Origin of the sequence: Burkholderia sp. WTPI3 (genome assembly GCF_021483755.1) — a bacterium.
GTDB lineage: Bacteria > Pseudomonadota > Gammaproteobacteria > Burkholderiales > Burkholderiaceae > Burkholderia.
Window position 1 is genome coordinate 73,585 of sequence record NZ_JAGIXF010000011.1, and the last position, 13,192, is coordinate 86,776.

At 67.4% G+C, this 13,192-nt stretch carries 13 protein-coding genes; 3 read left to right on the forward strand and 10 right to left on the reverse strand.

Features of this window, described 5'->3' with window-relative positions:
* Positions 1-11: 11 nt before the first annotated feature.
* From J7024_RS08600 to J7024_RS08615, 4 genes are all read right to left on the reverse strand, one after another.
* Positions 12-1,490: a PepSY-associated TM helix domain-containing protein gene (locus J7024_RS08600; protein ID WP_124830340.1), complete on the reverse strand. Its 1,479-nt coding sequence runs from the start codon at positions 1,488-1,490 to the stop codon at positions 12-14.
* Between the two features lie 248 nt (positions 1,491-1,738).
* Positions 1,739-2,227: a hypothetical protein gene (locus tag J7024_RS08605; RefSeq protein WP_175751948.1), complete on the reverse strand. Its 489-nt coding sequence runs from the start codon at positions 2,225-2,227 to the stop codon at positions 1,739-1,741.
* Between the two features lie 84 nt (positions 2,228-2,311).
* Entirely contained in the window at positions 2,312-2,494 is a 183-nt protein-coding gene (locus J7024_RS08610) for a hypothetical protein (RefSeq protein WP_124830342.1), read from the reverse strand.
* 70 nt (positions 2,495-2,564) lie between these two features.
* On the reverse strand, positions 2,565-2,888 hold the full coding sequence (locus J7024_RS08615) for a DNA-binding protein (protein WP_124830343.1): 324 nt from the start codon (positions 2,886-2,888) through the stop codon (positions 2,565-2,567).
* 576 nt (positions 2,889-3,464) lie between these two features.
* Between J7024_RS08615 and J7024_RS08620 the strand changes: the two genes are divergently transcribed.
* Complete coding sequence (locus J7024_RS08620; protein ID WP_124830344.1) at positions 3,465-4,097, forward strand: LysE family translocator; 633 nt, start codon at positions 3,465-3,467, stop codon at positions 4,095-4,097.
* A 75-nt stretch (positions 4,098-4,172) separates the two neighbouring features.
* Here J7024_RS08620 and J7024_RS08625 read toward each other — a convergent pair whose 3' ends face one another.
* Both J7024_RS08625 and J7024_RS08630 read right to left on the reverse strand, forming a co-directional pair.
* The gene (locus J7024_RS08625) at positions 4,173-5,801 is read right to left on the reverse strand and encodes an NADP-dependent glyceraldehyde-3-phosphate dehydrogenase (RefSeq protein WP_124830345.1); all 1,629 of its coding nucleotides are present in this window, start codon (positions 5,799-5,801) and stop codon (positions 4,173-4,175) included.
* Positions 5,802-6,349: 548 nt separating this feature from the next.
* The gene (locus J7024_RS08630) at positions 6,350-7,300 is read right to left on the reverse strand and encodes a LysR family transcriptional regulator (protein ID WP_124830346.1); all 951 of its coding nucleotides are present in this window, start codon (positions 7,298-7,300) and stop codon (positions 6,350-6,352) included.
* A 221-nt stretch (positions 7,301-7,521) separates the two neighbouring features.
* On the opposite strand from J7024_RS08630, the gene J7024_RS08635 reads away from it, so the two are divergent.
* Positions 7,522-8,547, forward strand: a complete 1,026-nt coding sequence (locus J7024_RS08635) for a DUF1338 domain-containing protein (protein ID WP_124830347.1) — start codon at positions 7,522-7,524, stop codon at positions 8,545-8,547.
* A gap of 132 nt (positions 8,548-8,679) precedes the next feature.
* On the opposite strand, the gene J7024_RS08640 is transcribed toward J7024_RS08635, so the two are convergent.
* From J7024_RS08640 to J7024_RS08655, 4 genes are all read right to left on the reverse strand, one after another.
* On the reverse strand, positions 8,680-10,188 hold the full coding sequence (locus J7024_RS08640; RefSeq protein WP_124830348.1) for a DKNYY domain-containing protein: 1,509 nt from the start codon (positions 10,186-10,188) through the stop codon (positions 8,680-8,682).
* Between the two features lie 225 nt (positions 10,189-10,413).
* Complete coding sequence (locus J7024_RS08645; RefSeq protein ID WP_124830349.1) at positions 10,414-10,611, reverse strand: CsbD family protein; 198 nt, start codon at positions 10,609-10,611, stop codon at positions 10,414-10,416.
* A gap of 56 nt (positions 10,612-10,667) precedes the next feature.
* A complete protein-coding gene (locus J7024_RS08650; RefSeq protein ID WP_124830350.1) occupies positions 10,668-11,018 on the reverse strand; it encodes a BON domain-containing protein in 351 nt (116 codons plus the stop codon).
* A gap of 73 nt (positions 11,019-11,091) precedes the next feature.
* Positions 11,092-11,256: a hypothetical protein gene (locus J7024_RS08655; RefSeq protein ID WP_175751945.1), complete on the reverse strand. Its 165-nt coding sequence runs from the start codon at positions 11,254-11,256 to the stop codon at positions 11,092-11,094.
* A gap of 384 nt (positions 11,257-11,640) precedes the next feature.
* Between J7024_RS08655 and J7024_RS08660 the strand changes: the two genes are divergently transcribed.
* Positions 11,641-13,173 carry a helix-turn-helix transcriptional regulator gene (locus J7024_RS08660; protein WP_124830351.1) on the forward strand — a complete coding sequence of 511 codons (1,533 nt, stop codon included), beginning with the start codon at positions 11,641-11,643 and terminating at the stop codon, positions 13,171-13,173.
* Positions 13,174-13,192 lie beyond the last annotated feature (19 nt).

Here is a 13,192-nt window from a genome sequence, read left to right on the forward strand (position 1 = left end):
TCGTTCGACGATCAGGCTGCCGCGCGCGTCGCGCGGCCGAACAGCAGGCGGTCGATCGACCACACTGCGACGATCGTCAACCCCGTCAGCGGGAACACGATGCCGAGCAGCACGAGCCCCGCGATCCAGCCGCGCATCGGCGGCGCGCCGCGTTCGCGCGACGGTGCGCCCAGCGTTCCCGCCGGACGACGCTTCCACCACATCACCGCGCCCGTGACGGCCATCGCGGCCAGCCCGAGCGACAGCGCCGCGCAGACGATCTGGTTCGCGAGCCCGAAGTAGCGGCCCATGTGCAGCGACGTGCCGTACGACACGGCTTGCGATACCGCGCCGTAGTCCGCGTAGTGGATGTCCTGCAGCACCGCGCCGCTGTACTGGTCGATGGAGATGGTGCGCTCCGCTTTCGGGTCGGCCGGGAAGTACGACGCGGTGAATACGCCGTCGGGGCCCGACGGCAGAGCGAGCGTGTAGCCGCTCGTCACGCCGAGCCCGGCGACGATCGCGATCGCGCGTGCGAGCGGCAGCGGCGCGGACGATGCCGGCGCCGATGGCGAATCGGGAACCGGTACGTTGCCCACCGCCCAAGGCGTTTGCGGCAGCGGCAGGTCGTCCATCACCATGCCCGGCATCGATTCGCCGGCTTCGTGATGGTGATGGCCGGCCGGCGCCGCGGCCCGTGCCGGTGCGGCCGAGGCAGCCGACGCCGCCGCGCCCGGGCGCGTCGAACGCATCGACCCGCCGCCCCATGCGCCCGGCGGCGCGCCGAGGTTCACGGTCGCGGCCAGCGCCTTGAAGTTCTTGCCCCACGAACCCGACCACGGCAACCCGGTCAGGATGAATGCGACCGTACCGGCCGCGAGCCAGATGCCGGCTGTCGCGTGGATGCTCTTCCACAACGGCCTGCCGCGCAGCGACAGGTCGGGCCGCAGTGCGCGGCCCACGCGCGTGGCGCCGCGCGGCCACCACAGCGCGATACCTGTGCCGATCATCACGAACGTCCAGCATGCGGCGAGCTCCATCAGCAGCTCGCCGGTCTTGCCGAGCAGCAGCTTGCGATGCAGCATCCGGTCGACCTGCATGAAGCGTTGCTCGACGCTCAGCGTGCCGAGCACGCTGCCGTCGTACGGGTTCACGTACACGCTTTCGCGGCTGCCGTCGCGCAGCCGGAACACGTATTCGGCGCTGCGCTCGGGCGCGGTGGAAACCTGCGCCGAAACCGGCGTCGCGCCGGCCGGCATCGCGGTGCGCGCCTTCGCGAGCAGCGTGTCCGGATCGAGTCGCGGCGTCGCGCGCGGTTCGACGATCAGCCGGTGCGGATACAGCAGCGGCTCGATTTGCGGCTGGAAGCAGTAGAGCGTTCCCGTGATCGCGAGGATCACGAGAAACGGCATCACGAACAGGCCGGCATAGAAATGCCAGCGCCAGAGCGTCCGGTAACCGGCGCTGGCGGAACGGGCGGGCGACAGGGCCCGCTCGACGGTGGTCGACATGGTGTCAGCTCCTCGGGTTCGTCGATCGGTCGGGCCGGAATGGGCCGGCCGCCGTCGACGCGCGGCACACCCGCGTGCGCGCGGCGGCGAAACGGACGACGGCACGTCATGCGCGGCCGGTCATGGCGCGCATGGCGACGTCGCCCGGGCGGCGGGCGCAGTCGGGTGATCGCTTGAATCGGGTGGTGTGAAACGAACGGCGTGACGGTCCGCGCACGTCGACGTGCGCGGACCATCAGGCGAAACGATCAGCAGAACAGGGGAGGCGCGCGGGAGGGCGGGCGGTCGTCGAATATCGACCGCACGACGCGAGGGATGCCGAAGCGAATCCGGAACCGCCGCGGCACCGCGGCGGGAAACAACAGCACCAGCGCCGCGAACGATGTCAGCGCCGTGAACAGCGCCGCGCCGAATGCGCAGAGGCCGTCGTCGCTGCCGGCGGACGACGCTGCATTGCCGGCGTGTGCGTCATGCTTCAGTGCGTCGGCGAGCGCGAACGCATCGTTGGCCGGTGTGATCGGCGCACCCGCGTCGAAACGGGCGGCGCGTGCTGCCACGTCGACGATCAGCGGGCCGCGCCCCGAACACAGCACCACCGAGCCCGCATCCGGACCGTCCGGATCGAGCATCACGGCGCCCGACATCAGCGCGCGGGACAGCAGCGTGACGAGGAGGACACCCCACAGAAGCTGTCGCGCGACGCCTTGCCGGAACAGGAAGCGGCGAAGTGCGTTCATGGCGCGCGATTGTACATCCGATTGGCTGGCGGCCCGGTTGCGGTGCCGGGAGGCGGGGTGTGCCGGTGTGCCGCGGAGGGGCGTTCAGCGGACGCGGCGCGGGTCGGCGGCGTCGTTTTCGTCTTCGTCTTGGTCCTTGCCCTTATCGGCCAGCCGATCGGAGAGGTCGGCGGCCGACAGGCGCCGCATCGCCCGTTCGACGTCGTGATCGTAGCGGCGATCGTTCGGGTCGGGATTCTGCCGGGCCTTCCGGTTCCTGATGCTCATCCGGTGCGGTCATCGGGCATGCGCGCGTATCGGTCGCGGTTCGTCATCGAGATCGACGCGGCGCGCCGGTTCAGACCGGATACGCATCGTCGACCTTCAGGTTCGCGAGCCGGAACAGCGTGCGCAGCGTCTGCGGATGGATGTCGCGGCGCGCGGCGAGCGACGTCAGCATGAAGTCGAGCACCTTCGCGTAGCGCAGCAGCACGAGGCAGCGCGTGAGATCGGCGGTGCCACTGCGCATGTCTTCGGCGAGACGGACCATCTGGCCGGACAGCGTGCGCGCCATGTCCAGTTCCATCTGCTGCTTTTCGGTCCAGTCGGGCAGCGGCTGCTCGAGCAGCTTCGCGAGAAAGAGCTGGAACGACGTGTCGGACGAGTTGGGCAGCGCATCCATGGAAAGCCTCGTTGCTTCGCGGTGTTCGTGGCCGCGCCGATCGGCGGCGCGGCTTGCATGACAAACGGGATGCAGGTTCCGTACCAGCGCCGCGATCCAATTGTTGCGCAATGTTGACGCGCGTCGCGGCGTCGGTCGTTGCGTCCCGCCGAGACTGGCTCGCGCGAAAAATCGAGGCGGCCGTCCATACGCGTCGCGACGTGGCGCACGCGGGTGCGGCGGCGGTCGAACGAATGAAATGCTTCAACGATGTAACGTAACGCAGGTTCAAAACGGGCTTCGTGTTCCTGTCGGCGACGAGCGGGAAGGCCGTGGTCGGGCGGTTCGCGCGGCATCCGCGCGGCGCCGGGCACGGCGACCCGCGACGCCCGACCCTGACCGAGGAATGCCGCAATGCCCACGCGCCGGATGTTTCATAACCGAAACAGTCCGAGCGCGCCGGCCCCGACACGGATGCAACGTCATGCGCAGGCATGCGCTTCGCGCAACTGGCCCAGCGAATTGCCGGCCAACTGTCCATGGGCAGATGCCGCGCATTTGCGAACAATCGATCGATCATCCCCCGCGAGGTTCGACATGAGCGTCCACGCCTTTTTCTCCGCCAACCTGCTGCTGGCTTACACGGCTTATTTCGTCGGCACGGCCAGCCCCGGCCCGAGCAATCTCGCGATCATGTCGGTCGCCGCGAACCATGGCCGCAAGGCGGCGCTCGTATTCGCGCTCGGCGTGATTTCGGGATCGATGTGCTGGGCGATGGTGGCCGCGCTCGGCGTGTCGGCGGCGCTGCTCGCGTGGTCGAAGCTGCTGGTCGCGATCAAGCTGTTCGGCGGCGTGTACCTGCTGTGGCTCGCGTTCAAGTCGGGCCGCACGGCATGGTCGCCCAACGCGGCGGCGACGCTGAAGACGACGCCCGGGCAGCGGCTGTCACGCTTCTACGCGCGCGGTGCGATGCTGCACCTGACGAATCCGAAAGCCATCCTGGTGTGGGTGTCGATCGTCGCGCTGTCGTCGAACGGTTCGGGCGCGTCGCACGGCGCGGTCGTGCCGGGCTGCATCGCGATCGGCTGCATGGTGTTCGGCGGTTATGCGCTGGTGTTCTCGACCGATGGTGCGCGCCGGTTGTACGTCCGTGGCCGGCGGGCGATGGAAGCGTGCCTGGCGGTGGTGTTCGGTCTGGCGGGGATCCGGCTGCTCGCGTCGAACGTCTGAACGGACGACGCGTGCCCGTCCGGACGATCCGCCGCACGAACGCACGGCGGATCGTCCGTCGCCTCGCGCCGCGCTTCAGAAAATGAAGCCCGTATTGATGAACTTCGAGTAGTGATCCGACACGATCGAGTCGAGCAGTTGCTTGCTGCCGTCGGTCTGCTTCGCCGCAACCATCGAGCGGATCGAGAACGCGCGCAACGCGTCGGTCACCGACAACGTGCCCTCGGCCGAATCCTTGCGCCCCGCGAACGGGAACACGTCGGGCCCGCGCTGGCACTGACAGTTGATGTTCACGCGGCACACCTGATTCACGAGCGGATCGACGAGCGCGCCGATCTGCGCCGGATCGGAACCGAAGATGCTGACCTGCTGGCCGTGCTCCGACGTGGTCACGTAGTCGAGCGCGGTTTCGACGTCGTCGAACGGCGCGACCGGGATGATCGGCCCGAACTGTTCCTCGCGATACAGCTTCATCCCTTCGGCGACCGGATACACGACGGCCGGATAGAACAGCGTCTTGCTGAACTCGCCGCCCGACTGGTTGACGACCTGCGCGCCCCTGGCCTTCGCGTCGTCGATCGCGTCGGTCATGTACGCGGTGCGATGCATGCCCGGCAGCGGCGTGATGCTGACGCCTTTCTCCCAGGGCATCCCGATCTTCAACTGCTCGAGCGCGGCGGTAAAGCGCTTCAGGAATTCGTCGACGATCGAGCGATGCACGAGCAGCATCTTCAGTGCGGTACAGCGCTGGCCGTTGAACGACAGCGCGCCGAGCAGGCACTCTTTCACGGTGAGGTCGAGATCGGCGTCGGGCAGCACGATCGCCGCGTTCTTCGCGTCGAGGCCGAGGATCGCGCGCAGCCGGTGCGACTTCGGATGCTGCTTCTTCAGATAATCGGCGACCTTGCTCGAACCGATCAGCGCGAGCACGTTGATCTTGCCCGACGCGAGCATGTGCGGCACGACCACGGCGCCCGGCGCGTAGATCGTGTTGATCACGCCTTTCGGGAATGCGTCGCGGAACGCCTCGAGCAGCGGTTCGAACAGCAGCGTGCCGTACTGCGGCGGCTTGAACACCACGGTGTTGCCCATCAGCAGCGCGGGGATCAGCGTCGCGAAGGTCTCGTTAAGCGGATAGTTGTACGGCCCCATGCACAGCACGACGCCGAGCGGCGTGCGGCGGATCTGGCCGATCGTGCCTTCGGCGATCACGAAGCGCGAGTTCGCGTTGTCGAGCTCCTTCAGCGCATCGATCGTCTGCGTCATGTACGTGACGGTGCGGTCGAACTCCTTCTGCGAATCGGCGAGGCTCTTGCCGATTTCCCACATGATCAGGTTCACCACCAGCTCACGCTGCGCGACCATCCGCTTGATGAAGTCCTGCATGCACGCGATGCGTTGCTCGACCTTCATCGTCGGCCACTCGCCGCGGCCCGAGTCGTACGCGCGCACCGCGGCGTCGAGCGCCGCGTCGCTTTCCGTTTCGCCCATCACCGGGTAGCTGCCGATCTCCATCTGCGCGACGCTGCCGTCCGGCTGCCGCACGCACACGGGCGACAGCACGGTCTTGGTCGTGCCGTCCCACGGGCGCAATTCGCCGTCGACCAGCGACACGCGCTGGTGGATCGGCGAAGCGAGCCGGTATTCGGCGGGGATGTCCTGATAGGCGGGAAACAGCTGCTGCAGAGAGGCGGAATCGGGCATGACGGTCTCGTTTGACGGGTGGCCGGAAAGGACGGGCGACACGGAATCCTGAGCTGAATGATCCTCGATCCTGAATCGGCATCATGACGCGCGCACGACGTCGCGTCACGCGGCGGCATGGCCGAAATACGGAATGGAACCAGTTCCATTAAAAAGCAACGCCGTGCCGATTGCAAGAATTGCCGACCGCCATCGTTCAATCCGAAAGGAATTCGAAGGATTGTGTCCGGTTATGAGGGATATGCCGCTCAGTGCGTGCGCAAACGTTTTACTTCGGCCGGTTTGAGTGGATAATGACCGGCGCGGCAAAGCAAAAAAATGCAGGGAACCTGAGAGAACCTACGCAGTGAAGAAGAAAGTCCGCCGCGCCGCCGATACGAGGTCGGCTGCCCGGAGCGTCGGGTCGGGGCTGCCCCGGCCCGACGCGCACCGGACACAGGGCCCGTCGTTCGCTCGGTCCTTCCTTCCGGCGATTTCGTCGCCGCGATTTCCCCTCCCCCGGTTTCCCCCGCCGCGAAGCAGCCGCTGAACGCCTGACGCACGTGGCGCTATTCGATGTCCTCGTCGTCTTCGTCATCCTCCTCGTCGCGTTCCTCCTGCCCCGGCGCCGCATACGCGCTCGCCTGTTCCAGCAGCCATGCGCGGAACGATTCCAGCGGCTTGCTGTGGCTGAACTCCGTCGGATACACGAGGTAGTACGCCGAATCGCCGACCGTCGCCGCGTCGCACGGCACGACGAGACCGAGCTGCTGCAACTGTTCCTCGACGAAGAACTTCGGCACCAGCGCGATTCCGAGCCCGGCCGCGGCCGCGCTGATCAGCATCGTATGCAGCTCGTAGCGCACGCCCTGCATCGTGCGGATGTCCTCGATGCCGTGCGTCTCGAACCATTGCGCCCACGCGCCGGGACGCGTGGTGGAGTGCAGCAGCGGATACGCGAGCAGATCCTCCACGCGTTCGACCGGCCTGTGGAGCAGCGACGGCGAGCAGATCGGCACGACTTCCTCGCCGAACAGGTAGTCCGACGACGTGCCGGGCCAGGTCGGCTTGCCGTAGTGGATCGCGGCTTCGAAGTGCGTGTCCTCGAACGAGAACAGATCGGTGCGGCTGCCCATGTTCACGCGTACGTCCGGCGTGCGGTCGTAGAAGCTCTTGATGCGCGGGATCAGCCAGTGCGACGCGAAGGTCGGCAGCACCGCGAGCTCCAGATAGCCGCCGCCGCTGCCGTGCGCGATGATCGACAGCGTGTCGCGGTCGAGCGCCTCCAGCGCGCGCCGCACCTGCGTGCCGTACAGCTTGCCGGCGCGCGTCAGCACGACGCGCTGCTTCACGCGCGCGAACAGCCGCACGCCGAGGCTTGCTTCGAGCGTCGCGATTTGCCGCGACACCGCGCTCTCGGTCAGGAACAGCTCCTTTGCCGCGTGCGTGAAGCTCTCGTGGCGCGCCGCGGCTTCGAAAGCCACGAGCGCACCCATGTTGGGGATCTTGAATTTGCGCATGATGTTTTGTCTGACGAACGGACCCGCCCGAGGCGGGCCGGCGGACGCGTGCGGAGGGCGTGAATAATTCCAAAAACTCATCACGTGTCAATTTAATCTCGCTTTACGCCCCGCTGCAACCCTTTGAATAATGCTTCCCGTGCAAGGTCAGGCGCCCGCCGGGCGGCCGGCCACCGAGTTGCCGGCACGTTTGCCGGCGGTCCCCCGACACGAGAATCCTGATGCGCAATCCGAATATCGAGAGCTTGCTGACGAAGCTGCTGGGACAGGCGAAGACCGACGCCCTGTTCGCGACCCTGAACATGCCGGCCATCCTCGAAGAGTGGGAAGCCGACGTCGTCACGCGCGCGGAAATCGCGCAGGCGATGAACATGGCGCTGTTCGAGGGGCTGCTCGAACGTTCGGCGAACGGTCGCGCCTATACGGCCGACGCGATCGAAAGCGGCGGTTCGGTGTACTTCGATCACGGCGCGCTGCGCACGGTGCGCTGGCCCCATACCGGCGCGCTGCCGCCGGGCGAAGCCGCGTTCACGCGCATCCTGCGTCCGCTCGGCTTCCGCCTGAACGGCCGTTATCCGCTCGACAAGCTCGGCATGACCGGCCGCGCATACGCGCATGAAGACGCACCGGACGAGATCGCGCAGTTCTTCGTCAGCGAACTGCATCCGGAGCGCTTCTCGAAGGAATTCCAGCAGGCCGTGACGAACGTCGTGAGCTCGTCGCGCGACCCGCTGTCGCCGGCGGCCGTCGCGCTCCTGTGGGAGATCGAGCGCGAAGGCTGGCTGTCGCTCGACGCCGCGCACGCGCTGCTGCCCGAAATCGTCGGCGCATTCGCCCGCCAGCACGATCTGCCGAACGAACTCGACTACGAGACGCTGCTGCTCGAATCGGCCGAGATGGCCTGGATCGCGACCGAAGGCAACGCGTTCAACCACGCGACGGATCGTGTGGCCGATGTATTCAAGCTGTCCGACGACGAGAAGGCGAAGGGCCGGCCGATGAAGCCGGAAGTCGAACGCTCGCGCTCGGGCCGCGTGTTCCAGACGGCCTATCGCGCGGACATCGTCGAGCGCGAATTCCGCACCCGCGACGGCGGCACGGTCAAGCGCAACGTGCCGGGATCGTTCTACGAATTCATCACGCGCCGTCGCACGTTCGACCAGGCGGCGCGCCGCTGGGTGACGGACCTGCGCTTCGATGCGGGTAACGCGCAAGGCATCTTCAAGATGACGGCGAACGCGAAATAGCGGACGCGAAGCGGACGGCGGTGCGGGCGGCGGCGTGAATCTCGCGCCGGCATCGGCGAGCCGCGGCCAGAGGAATCAACCGATCGGGCAGGGCGCGGCAGCGTCCTGCCCGTTTGCGTTGGGCGGCGTGTGTCAGTCGCGCGGGGCCGTGGCGTCGCGCAGCGTGCGCGCGTCATAACGGCGGGTATCGTCTCGCGCGGTCCCGGGCTCGACGACGCGGAAGCTCGCCGGATCGGCGCCGTCGATTTCGACGAGGCTCACATGGCCGACGATATACGCGTGCTTGCGGTCGCGTGCGAAATCGTCGTCGATGAATTCGAGCGTCGGCAGATGCACGCGCTTCGTCGATACCGGCCGGCGGCCGAAGAACAGCTTGTCGCCGGCGCGCAGGAACGTCGGGTGGAGCACCCGGAACTCGCTGGCCGGCACGTCGACCTGCAGCGGCTTGCCGTCGCAGAACAGGCGCTCGCCGTCCCACGCGTAGCTGCCTTCGACATGCAGCCGATCCGGGTCGATGCCCTTCTTGACGACGCCGAGATGAAACGCACGCGTCGCGTCGCGCGCCCAGCCGCCGGACAGCACGCGGAACGCAGCCGGATCGGCGCCGCGTAGCGGCTGCGGCTGTGACGGCGAGAACGCGTAGAACACCGTGGCGCCGTCGGTGAAGTAATGCTTGCCGAGCACGCGGACCGCATCGATCGGCTGGTCCGAGAAGCGGGTCAGCTCGACCGGCATCTCCGCGCAGGTCCGGTGCGCCCAGTGAATGCCGTGCGCATCGCCGCACAGCCAGTCGATCGCACCGAAATCGAACAGCGTTTCGCGCGCCGCGAAGGTCGCGGGATCGAAGCCGGTCAGCGTCGCGTCCCGGAACCGGACCGTTGCCGCCGCGGCCGGCTGCCGCCGCCGGTGCCACCAGTAGTCGTGCAGCGCCGGGCGCATCGTGAAGAAGCTGTGCCATTCGTCGAAGAGGCGCGTTTCCTGCACCGTCTGCCGCTCGCCGGATTCGATCGGGCCGATCCGGTCGGTGCAGCGCAGGTAGCCGGCCGCGTCGGGCCCGCACAGGAAGCTCTCGCGATCGATGTCCTTCGGCCGGCCGTAGTAATACACGCGATTCGCATCGGCGAAATAGCCGCCCGGGAAGCCGATCGCGCTCGCGCCATGCGAGCCGTTGATGCGCCGGCCGTTCATGTAGATCGATTCGTCGTCGGTCGCCAGGTACGCGTGCTCGCGCATCTCGAACGTGACGCCGTGTGCGTCGTCCGGCCTGTTCCAGGTTTCGTAGACGAGCGGCCGGAATGCGTGCGGGCTGCGCGTGCGGATCGTGCGGCCGGTGATGTAGTACGCCTGCCGCGCATCGCGTGCGTAGCGCTGGTTCAGGATCTCGAACGTGTCGAGATCGGCGTCCTCGATCCGGTAGTAATACAGCGACACCATCGCGCTGCCGAGTTGCGCCTGCACGATCACGTGCACGCCGTCGGTGAACCAGCGGCCGCCGATGCAGCGAAATGCTTGCGGCCGCTCGATCGGCAGCGGCTTGCCGTCCTTGCCCCACAGCGGCAGGCCGTCCGCGCGGCGGATCACGGTGTCGCCGGCGATAGCATAGTCGGGATGGTTGGTGTCCTGCAGAAGCGGCTGGGGCATGGCGAAGGGCCCGCGGGTGTCGTGGCGGTCGCCGTAGTATGCCGTGGAATGGCGGCGGCGCGTGGCGGCGCCGCGCGATCAGAAAATGTGCGTGACCAGAAAGAACAGCACCAGCAACCCGATCGGTACGCCGAGCAGCCATGCGATCAGATACTTGCCCATGTCGATGTTCTCCTCGGTGCCGCGACGCGCGGTGCGTCGCGGCGGGGTGAGACGACTTGCGCGTTACAGCTCGCGATCGAAATCGCGCAATTGCTTCTCGGCTTCGTCGCGCGCGATTCCGTAACGCTCCTGGATCTTGCCGACCAGATAGTCGCGGTTGCCTTCGGCGACCGTCAGGTCGTCGTCGGTCAGCTTGCCCCACTTGGCCTTCAGCTTGCCGGTGAGCTGCTTCCACTGGCCCTTGATCTTGTCCTCGTTCATCGTGTGCTCCTCATCGAGTTGGGGGAGAAAAGAGCGGCGCTCGGCCGCTGGATAGCTCAGGCCTTCGCCTTCAGCCCGGATGCGTCGACGTGCGTTACGCCCTTGATCGCGCGCGTCACGGCGACGGCCTTCTTCACGGCGATCTTCGTCGGCAGCACGCCGGTGAGCGTGACGACGCCGTCCACCGTCTTCACGCTGATGTCGGTGCTCTTCACGCCGTCGGTGGTGGCGAGTTCGCTCTTCACCTTGGTCGTGATCCACGTGTCGGTGACGGGCTGGTTCGATTCGGCCGTCATGCCGGTGTCGGCCGACGAAGCCTGGGCCTGTGCGTTCGTGAGCGGCGCGGCGGAAAGCAGAAAGGCCGCGCTGACGGCGAGCAGCGTCGAAAGGTGCGAGGTCTTGTTCATCGATGTTCTCCTTCGATTGGCTTGGTGAATGAGCGAGTCGGCTCGTGCCGGCGGATCGCGTGGCGTGCGCCGCTTACCGCACGATCGGCGTGTCGTAGCCGGGCTCGCGCGGCGGCATGTCCGGGCGCGGCACGTCGGGCGGCAGCGGCACCGGCGGATCGGTGCCGGGCGGCGGTTCGGGCGGATTGTCCGGGGCCGGTTCGGGCCGCGTCGGATCGGGTGTCTGATGCAGCTTCATCAGGGGAACCTCCTCTGCGGTGTGGAAGGGCAGCGCGGGAGCGCCGATGCAGTACCAGCGTACCGGTGCGAACGCACGCGGACATCGCGCAAATTCACCGGGTTCGCTAGTGCGTTTGCACGGGGGACGGAACGGTGCGCGGGAACGGGGAATGCGCCCGTTGCACGTGCAACGCGCGACGACGGACGCGGGGGAGGTGTTGCGCCGCTCGGCGGGGTATCGCACGATGCCGAAGCGGCGTGCGAATGTACTATTGGGCATAGTGCATCCGCGCCTGTCGCCTGAATCGGCGGCACGCGATCATCGCCGCATGCGCCAGCCGGCGCGTGCCGGCCACGATGCGGCCGGACCGGCAATCATGTTGACGACGTGGGCCACGATTCAATGGACGAACAAGTAAACGAACAGGCGCTGAAGTCGCATACCGACCGGCGCCAGCTGCACCAGATCATCGCGGGGCTCACCGAGGGCGTGATCCTGATCGAGCCCGACCAGCGCATCGTGTGGGCGAACGAGGCCGCGCTCGCGATGCACGGCGTCACCGGGCTCGAGGCGCTGGGCGCGAACGTCACCGAGTATCGCGAGCGTTTCCGCCTGCGTTACCGGAACAACCATCCGGTGCGCGACGGCCACTATCCGATGGATCGCGTGATCGCGGGCGAGGAGTTCAGCGACGTGACGGTCGAAGTCGAATCGGCCGCCGACGAGAACGTGAGCTGGGTTCACCGGATCCGCAGCCTCGTGCTGACGAACGCCGCCGGCGAGCCGGACTGTCTCGCGCTCGTGCTGCACGACGCGACCGAATGGGCGAGCGCGGAGGAGCGCTTCGAGCGCACGTTCAGCGCGAATCCCGCACCGGCCGTGATCTGCCGGCTCGACGATTTGCGCTACGTGAAGGTCAATCAGGGCTTCCTCGACATGACGGGCTACGTGCGCGACGACGTGCTCGGCCGCTCCGTCTACGAGGTCGACGTGCTGGAGCAGGCCGAGCGGCGCGAGCTCGCGATCGAGCGGCTCGGCGAGGGCGCGACGATTCCGCAGATGGAGGCCGTGCTGAAGTGCGCGGACGGCAGCACCAAGGCGGTCGTCGTCGCCGGGCAGCCGATCGACATGAGCGACGAGGCGTGCATGTTGTTCACGTTCATGGATCTCGAGCCGCGCAAGCAGGCCGAGCTCGCGCTGCGGCAGAGCGAGGAACGGTTCGCGAAGGCGTTCCGGATGGCCCCGGTTGCGACCGCGATCGTCACGGCCGATCGGTTCGAGCTGCTCGATGTCAACGATGCCTTCGTCGGGATGACCGGCCATACGCGCGACGACCTGCTCGGCAAGTCCGCCGACGAGATCGGGTTGTGGGCCGAACGCGGCGCGCGGCAGCACCTCGACAGCCAGCTCGCGCGCGACGGCAACGTGCGCAACGCCGACGTGCAGATCCGCACGCAGGACGGCGACGTGCGCGATTGCGTCGTGTCGGCCGACCCGGTGGCGATTCACGGGCAGGATTGCCTGCTGATCGCGCTGCTCGACATCAGCGACCGCAAGCGCACCGAGATGGAACTCGTCTATGCGATCGAGACGGCGATGCAGGATGCGTCGTGGTTCAGCCGCACGCTGATCGAGAAGCTCGCGAACGTGCGGCGCGCGAATGCGCCGGATGCGGGCGCGCAACTGTCGGATCTCACTGCGCGCGAGCGCGACGTGTTCGACCTGCTGTGTCGCGGTCTCGCTGATAAAGAGATCGCCGGGCGCCTCGGTCTTGCGCCGAATACGGTCCGCAACCACGTCGCGACGATCTACGCGAAGCTCGACGTGCATAGCCGCGGCGAGGCCATCGTGTGGGCGCGCGAGCGCGGCATCGTCGGCTCGGCGGAGACGAGCGGCGCGCGGGGCGAGAAGGGCGGCGCGAACGGCAAGAGCTGATACCGATCGTTCCCGCCAT

Bases quoted from the DNA above. Each gene is read 5' to 3' on its own strand.
- J7024_RS08600 (WP_124830340.1), bottom strand. From the start codon at position 1,490: ATGTCGACCACCGTCGAGCGGGCCCTGTCGCCCGCCCGTTCCGCCAGC.
- J7024_RS08605 (WP_175751948.1), bottom strand. From the start codon at position 2,227: ATGAACGCACTTCGCCGCTTCCTGTTCCGGCAAGGCGTCGCGCGACAG.
- J7024_RS08610 (WP_124830342.1), bottom strand. From the start codon at position 2,494: ATGAGCATCAGGAACCGGAAGGCCCGGCAGAATCCCGACCCGAACGAT.
- J7024_RS08615 (WP_124830343.1), bottom strand. From the start codon at position 2,888: ATGGATGCGCTGCCCAACTCGTCCGACACGTCGTTCCAGCTCTTTCTC.
- J7024_RS08620 (WP_124830344.1), top strand. From the start codon at position 3,465: ATGAGCGTCCACGCCTTTTTCTCCGCCAACCTGCTGCTGGCTTACACG.
- J7024_RS08625 (WP_124830345.1), bottom strand. From the start codon at position 5,801: ATGCCCGATTCCGCCTCTCTGCAGCAGCTGTTTCCCGCCTATCAGGAC.
- J7024_RS08630 (WP_124830346.1), bottom strand. From the start codon at position 7,300: ATGCGCAAATTCAAGATCCCCAACATGGGTGCGCTCGTGGCTTTCGAA.
- J7024_RS08635 (WP_124830347.1), top strand. From the start codon at position 7,522: ATGCGCAATCCGAATATCGAGAGCTTGCTGACGAAGCTGCTGGGACAG.
- J7024_RS08640 (WP_124830348.1), bottom strand. From the start codon at position 10,188: ATGCCCCAGCCGCTTCTGCAGGACACCAACCATCCCGACTATGCTATC.
- J7024_RS08645 (WP_124830349.1), bottom strand. From the start codon at position 10,611: ATGAACGAGGACAAGATCAAGGGCCAGTGGAAGCAGCTCACCGGCAAG.
- J7024_RS08650 (WP_124830350.1), bottom strand. From the start codon at position 11,018: ATGAACAAGACCTCGCACCTTTCGACGCTGCTCGCCGTCAGCGCGGCC.
- J7024_RS08655 (WP_175751945.1), bottom strand. From the start codon at position 11,256: ATGAAGCTGCATCAGACACCCGATCCGACGCGGCCCGAACCGGCCCCG.
- J7024_RS08660 (WP_124830351.1), top strand. From the start codon at position 11,641: ATGGACGAACAAGTAAACGAACAGGCGCTGAAGTCGCATACCGACCGG.